At 54.5% G+C, this 6,315-nt stretch carries 7 protein-coding genes and 1 pseudogene; all 8 read right to left on the bottom strand.

The window, feature by feature from the left end; all coding sequences use genetic code 11:
* Positions 1-131: 131 nt before the first annotated feature.
* The gene (locus tag AC2VLY_RS02825; protein WP_486891887.1) at positions 132-1,505 is read right to left on the bottom strand and encodes a hypothetical protein; all 1,374 of its coding nucleotides are present in this window, start codon (positions 1,503-1,505) and stop codon (positions 132-134) included.
* 87 nt (positions 1,506-1,592) lie between these two features.
* Entirely contained in the window at positions 1,593-2,498 is a 906-nt protein-coding gene (gene xerD / locus AC2VLY_RS02820) for a site-specific tyrosine recombinase XerD (RefSeq protein WP_486891888.1), read from the bottom strand.
* Between the two features lie 18 nt (positions 2,499-2,516).
* Complete coding sequence (locus tag AC2VLY_RS02815; protein WP_486891889.1) at positions 2,517-3,722, bottom strand: hypothetical protein; 1,206 nt, start codon at positions 3,720-3,722, stop codon at positions 2,517-2,519.
* Positions 3,723-3,776: 54 nt separating this feature from the next.
* Positions 3,777-4,121 carry a 50S ribosomal protein L19 gene (gene rplS / locus AC2VLY_RS02810; RefSeq protein WP_010637603.1) on the bottom strand — a complete coding sequence of 115 codons (345 nt, stop codon included), beginning with the start codon at positions 4,119-4,121 and terminating at the stop codon, positions 3,777-3,779.
* A 22-nt stretch (positions 4,122-4,143) separates the two neighbouring features.
* Complete coding sequence (gene trmD, locus AC2VLY_RS02805) at positions 4,144-4,887, bottom strand: tRNA (guanosine(37)-N1)-methyltransferase TrmD (RefSeq protein ID WP_486891890.1); 744 nt, start codon at positions 4,885-4,887, stop codon at positions 4,144-4,146.
* Positions 4,887-5,402, bottom strand: a complete 516-nt coding sequence (gene rimM, locus AC2VLY_RS02800; RefSeq protein ID WP_193649487.1) for a ribosome maturation factor RimM — start codon at positions 5,400-5,402, stop codon at positions 4,887-4,889. Before rimM ends, trmD begins: the two co-directional genes overlap by 1 nt.
* Positions 5,386-5,646: a 30S ribosomal protein S16 gene (gene rpsP, locus AC2VLY_RS02795; RefSeq protein ID WP_010637598.1), complete on the bottom strand. Its 261-nt coding sequence runs from the start codon at positions 5,644-5,646 to the stop codon at positions 5,386-5,388. Before rpsP ends, rimM begins: the two co-directional genes overlap by 17 nt.
* A gap of 69 nt (positions 5,647-5,715) precedes the next feature.
* Positions 5,716-6,315 (bottom strand): annotated as a pseudogene (locus AC2VLY_RS02790) (signal recognition particle protein); the annotation flags it as partial.

Here is a 6,315-nt window from a genome sequence, read left to right as displayed (position 1 = left end):
AAAATGTCAGCGAGCTGGCGCACATTGTCGCCGGACTACCCGCAGACCAACCCATTCCCATGTTGGTCCGTCAGGGTAAAGCCAGCATCTATGTGGTCATTACCCTGGCAAAAAAATAACCCGTTCGAGCGCTACAGGACGTTGCGCTCGACAATCACTTCAGAATAGGAATCACCCATAGCCACACAAGCGCTTTGCCGTCCCCAGAAACCAGCTTTTGAACGGTTCACCTGATAATAAAATTCCAGGGTCAGATCGGGTTTGGCGGTAATATCAGCACTGTACAGCAGGTTCATCAAGGATGCGCCGATACCCGTCATCAAATAATCCACTGGATGATCTGCCGTGCCAAAACTCCGCAGATAACCCAGAGATTCATAGGGATACCAGGCCCTCAGCACCAGACGTTCGTTGGGCACCAGTTCATGAATCCTCCAGACACCCCAGCCGAGGGCATTAATACAGGCGACGATACCCGCCAGCCAGTCCTCACGACAGCGCAATTGGGGGACCACCAGCTGATACCAGGGATCCGAGCGCATAATGCCACCCATAGTATTGAAACCACATATATGACCGGCTTCAATAAGCAGGGTATCGGCGAGATCCTTACCCTGTAATCCCGCAAATTTTTCCTTGTAATAAAACAGGGCGGGATATTCATACCACAGCATTTCACCCAGATAAGGATGGGTGGCCATTGCTTTAACCAGAGCCTCTTCGAAGCGAAAAGATACCAGATTGTAATAGTCTGCATAATGTCGCGTCAGACAAACGCCAAATGCCCGTATCATCCCATGCTCATCGCCCTGAAGCGGCATGCCACTGACTGCTGCGATAATACCCGGCTCATCCAGATGCAGGCCAACAGTGCGTTCAGGTATATCCGCCGCTTCTGAAGGTAATCTTACCTCTACAATGGCCTGGGTACCCATAATATTTCCGTCTGGTTTGGCAATAAGAATTTGACTCATCCAGAAATCTGTTTGTTCGTCCCCACGGCTGAGGGACTGATCACCAAGGCGATTTCCCAAATGACCGGCAAATGGGGTCTCATAACCCGCTGATAAGGCACCAATAGCAAATCCCAGGTCAAAGTGTTCTCCTGCCCAGCGTCTTTTCCCATAATTAAGACGTAGGGCAAAACCATAATGAGAATTTTTTTCGATAATCTGAAAAGCATTTTCCGGGTTTTCCGGCAGCTGAAAAGATGCCAGGGGCAAATCACCGAATCCACAAAATCGATAAACAGCTTCTGCATACGCCAGCCGATCTTCCACTGACCAGTCCGGACAGGATTTAAAATGTTGCTGCAGTTGCCGGAAGCTGACCTCAGCCGCTGATTGCATGAGAATAGGATCACGCTGAATGTAGTGACAATCTTCGACCACCAACTGCAAAAAGCGATTGTAATGATTACAGTGAAAAATCACTGGCTCATTATCAATGGTCACTATGCCGGTTTTGGGGTCACGCTGGGGATGAATGGAAGGAAGTTGCATCATATTCTGCCACACTCTATGGTTATAAACCTGACTTTACAGATAGTCGAAACGCGCCAGGCTGCAAGTCCAAATTAGCGTAAAATAATCCTACGCGCGGGGATGATGCTTTTCATGCAAGGCCTTGAGGCGGGCCTGGGCGACATGGGTGTAAATTTCGGTAGTACCCAGATTCGCATGCCCCAGCATCAACTGTACGCTGCGCAAATCAGCACCATGATTCAGCAGATGGGTGGCAAAAGCATGGCGCAAACTATGGGGTGAAACTGCCTGTTCAATACCGGCGACTTTTGCATAAGCTTCCATATTCTGCCAGAAACGCTGACGCGTCATCGCTGCCCCGCGAGCTGTCACAAATACGGCTGCAGAAATGCGCGCTCCCAGAATCCGGGGACGGGCATTTTGCAAATAAGTCGCCATTCGCTCAGCCGCCATTTCCCCCATGGGCACCAGCCGTTCCTTGCGGCCTTTGCCAAAGACCATGACCAGATCTGCGTTCAGATCCAGTTGCCGCATTTCCAGATTGACCAGTTCGGAAACCCGCAAGCCGCAGGCATACATCAACTCCAGCATCGCCGCGTCGCGCAACCCCAGCGGCCGGGTCTGATCCGGTGCGACAAGAAGGGCTTCAATTTGTGTTTCACTCAGCACATGTGGCAAATAGCGGGCAAGACGAGGACTTTGCAAGTTCTGGCTGGGGTTGTGGGTTACCCAGCCCTCACGCAGCGCATAACCATAAAAACGGCGGATGCTGGACAGCAACCGGGCGACCGAACGCATTGCCGCGCCGGATTGCAGTTTTTGTCCGAGAATACGCATCAACATCTCGGCATCAGCACTCAGCAAGTGCGCATCCTGTTCAGCCAGAGTCAAAGACAACTGCAGCAGATCCTGCCGATAAGCAGCCAGGGTATTTTCACCCAGATTTTTTTCGAGCCAGAGCGCATCCAGAAAAGCATCAATGCGCTGAAGATCCTCAGACGGGGGTGCTGCCATCGTCATGAGGCTGTTTACTTAATCGAAATAAAAACGCAATACGACCAAAGGGTGAATCCATGCCAAGGGTCCTCCTGTGACCTGTCCGGCACGCTGCGCAGTTCGCCAGATCGGCCAGAAACCCGTGGGATTCCCTTGGGCTACCGCCCGTTCGGCCAATTGTAACCACCAATCCGCAGATGTTCCGGAAGCGGCAGCATAAAGCGCCCCTTGCCAGGTAAAAGGCGCCGGAACCGGTTCGGACAGCGCCCTATCCCGATAAGCAGCGAGGGTACTGAAATCCGGCCAATCCTCACGGCGCTGCCAACCGGCAAAGCCAAAAGTGCTGGCGGCAGCACTGAACAACACCTTACGTGCCTGGCGCAAACTGCGATGGGGAAAGGTCAGCAGGGTTCCCAGCCAGACATACAAACGCATCAGCGCCTGAGGATCATGACGATGACCACCCTCAATAATCATCAGGGTCACCGTCAGAAACAACTGCCGAATGGCATCCAGAGGCTGATCCCCCAAGGCCCGGATCCGCCCCATGAAGGCGGGCAGATCGCGCTCGCGCAGGGCATGCAGCAGGGGCTTATCCACTTCAGGATCGCGACTCGCACGCCCTTCCGGCACGACCACCGCAATACCAGATGCCTGCTGCCAATGGCTCTGCAACAGAGCCAAAGCCCCCAAAGCAAAAGGCCGGGCAGGCAGCCCGGCCGCTGCGTCATGCCATTCACCAAACAGAATACTACGAAGGCCCTGCGCATGGCTGTCATCCGCCAGCCGCTGGGCCAGCCGATTCAGCACCACACGCCGGGCATTTTCGTCATTGGCCATGCTCTGCAGCAAAGGCACCAGATGCTCCAGATCAGCTTCTTCCACCGCCTTGGACAGAAGATCGACTTCCATATCCAGCGGCATGGGTGCACTGGCTTCCAGCTTGAGCAACTCCGGCAAAGGGGCGGCAGTCAATAACGCGCGTTTTTCTTCCTGGATACCTGCCGCAGCGGCCAAGAGCCCGACAGGAAGCTGCCCCGCTGCAGCCCAGATGGACTGGCTATCCACCACCACCTGCAAAGCCTCCGTATTATCCGCTGCACTCCACCAATACGGCAGGATATCCTCCTGCCAGGCCGAATGGAGCAACAACTGCTGAGCGGGGTCGGCCCACAGGGCGGCCCGCCCATCAACAGACGCAGAACGCCAGCGTTCCAGGATTTCCCTGGACGCCGGCGTCATGATCAGATTATCCAAAGCGAACCCGGCCTTCGCCAGGAAGCGCAGCAGAAATCATCAGCCCAGTTTTTCTTTGATGCGGGCAGCCTTACCAGACAGATTACGCAGGTAGTAAAGCTTGGCACGACGCACATCACCGCGACGCTTGACTTCCACCTTGGTCACCAGCGGTGAATAAGAGGGGAAAACACGTTCCACACCTTCGCCATTGGAGATTTTCCGCACCGTGAAGGCAGAATGCAGGCCACGATTGCGACGGGCAATGCAGATTCCTTCAAAAATCTGGATACGTTCGCGGTCGCCTTCCTTCACCTTGACATGCACGGCAACCGTATCGCCTGCGCCAAAAGCCGGAAGTTCCGACTGAACCTGTTCTTTGTTGATTTCATCAATGATGTTCACAGCCCTGCTCCTTCGCCTAGTATTACTGCACTTCGCCGTCCTGACGGCGATAATCATCCAATAACTTCTGCTCACGCGCACTCAAAACGCGCTGCGCCAACAAATCCGGACGCCGCTCAGCCGTACGCCCCAAAGACTGTTGCAGGCGCCAACTACGAATCCGGGCATGATCTCCCGAAAGCAAAACTTCCGGAACCCTTACGTCCCCCACCACTTCCGGGCGCGTAAAATGTGGACAGTCCAGCAAGCCGTTATCCGCAAAGCTATCTTCGGCTGCCGAGTCCGCATGTCCCAACAAACCCGGTAATTGCCGGGCCACTGCTTCAATCAGTACCAAGGCAGGCAACTCCCCACCTGCCAGTACATAATCGCCAATGGACCATTCTGCATCCACCGCCGCCAGCACCCGCTCGTCAATGCCTTCATAGCGGCCTGCCAGCAAAATCAATCCGTCTGCACCGGCAAAGCCCTGCACGGCTCCCTGCTGCAGACGCTGCCCCTGGGGGGACAGGTAAATCACCGGCGCCCCCGGGTTTGCTGCGCGTACCGCAGCAATGGCTGCCAACAACGGGGGCGCCATCATCAACATTCCCGGACCGCCACCAAAGGGCCGGTCATCCACGCGGCGATACGCATTATCGCTAAAATCGCGAGGATTCCAGGCATGTATCTGGATCAGCCCACGCGCCTGGGCCCGCCCCAGCACCCCCTCGCGCAGATAACCGTGAATCAGCTCCGGAAAAATAGTGATGACATCAAAACGCATCACCAGTCCGCTTGCCAGTCCACGGTAATCAGTCCGGCACTCTGGTCCACCCCAGCTGCACTTGTATCTGACCAGGGAATCAGCAATTCCCCGCCTTTTTCACCGTCCAGTACCATAACGTCATTCGCACCGGTTTCGAGAAAACTCTTCACGTTTCCCAGAAACTGACCTTCCAGATTCTGAACCCGCATACCAATCAAATCACGCCAGTAATATTCACCGGGCTCCAGGTCCGGTAAATACTTCCGCGCAATTCTGATCTCCTGACCAATGAGGGCACGGGCCTGTTCCCGGTCACTGACTTCCGCCAGCTTGGCAACCACACCCTCACCCTGCATACGCCCCTCTTCCAACACATAAGGCCGTAGTTCAGAACCCAAAAACCAGGGTGAGTAGTCGAGAATGGCATCACGCAGATCCGTAAAAGAGAACACTTTTAACATTCCACGCACACCGTAGATGCCGGAAATTTTTCCCAGCACCACCCATTCTTCAGACTCAGGCGGCAGCGACACCCGTCTTACTCACGCCTTCTTTCTTGAAAAAGCCGGCTACCGTATCAGAAGGCTGCGCACCCTGGCTGAGCCAGTAAGCGGCACGCTCTTTGTCGATGCGCAATTCGGCCGTAGCGCCAATGGGATTGTAAAAACCCAGGCGCTCAATGAAACGGCCATCGCGCCGGTTACGACTATCCGTCACCACGATGTGATAAAAAGGCCGCTTTTTGGCGCCGCCCCGGGCCATACGAATAACTACCATGTGTTCTCCTTAACCATGTCCTCTCCCACTGGACGGGAGAAAGGCGCGTATCGTAACTAAAAACAAGCTCTAACGGAAGGGTAAACCGCCCTTTAACATCGATTTGGGATTCATCCCCAATAAACGGCTGAGTCCGCGCCCGCCTTTCCCCATTTTTTTGAACATTTTCTGCATCATCTCAAACTGCTTGAGCAGCTTGTTGACCTCAGTTACGGTGGTTCCAGCGCCTGCAGCGATGCGACGACGGCGCGAAGCCTTGATGATTTCCGGATGCCGACGTTCGCCGGGCGTCATGGAATTGATAATGGCCTCCAGACGACGCATGGGTTTACCGTCCTGCATGGCCGCCTGTGCCTCAGCGGGGAGCTCACCCATCCCCGGCAATTTATCCATAATGCTCGACATGCCCCCCATTTTTTCCAGCTGCCGGAGTTGCTGGCGAAAATCTTCCAGGTCAAAACCTTTTCCGCTGCGCAGTTTTTCGGTCATTTTCTGCGCTTGTTCAACATCGACATCCTGTTGGACCTGCTCAACCAGGCTGACAATATCGCCCATGCCCAAAATACGCGAAGCCAGGCGATCCGGATAAAAAGGTTCCAGACCCTTGCGGATTTTTTCGCCAATACCCATAAACTTGATGGGCTTGCCGGTAATGGCCCGCACCGACAA

It is taken from the genome of Acidithiobacillus sp. TH-A36, assembly GCF_057473445.1.
The sequence above is the reverse complement of the archived record's forward strand: the minus strand, read 5'-3'. Positions and strand labels throughout refer to the sequence as shown.

Bases quoted from the DNA above. Each gene is read 5' to 3' on its own strand.
- AC2VLY_RS02825 (WP_486891887.1), bottom strand. From the start codon at position 1,505: ATGATGCAACTTCCTTCCATTCATCCCCAGCGTGACCCCAAAACCGGC.
- xerD (WP_486891888.1), bottom strand. From the start codon at position 2,498: ATGGCAGCACCCCCGTCTGAGGATCTTCAGCGCATTGATGCTTTTCTG.
- AC2VLY_RS02815 (WP_486891889.1), bottom strand. From the start codon at position 3,722: ATGACGCCGGCGTCCAGGGAAATCCTGGAACGCTGGCGTTCTGCGTCT.
- trmD (WP_486891890.1), bottom strand. From the start codon at position 4,887: ATGCGTTTTGATGTCATCACTATTTTTCCGGAGCTGATTCACGGTTAT.
- rpsP (WP_010637598.1), bottom strand. From the start codon at position 5,646: ATGGTAGTTATTCGTATGGCCCGGGGCGGCGCCAAAAAGCGGCCTTTT.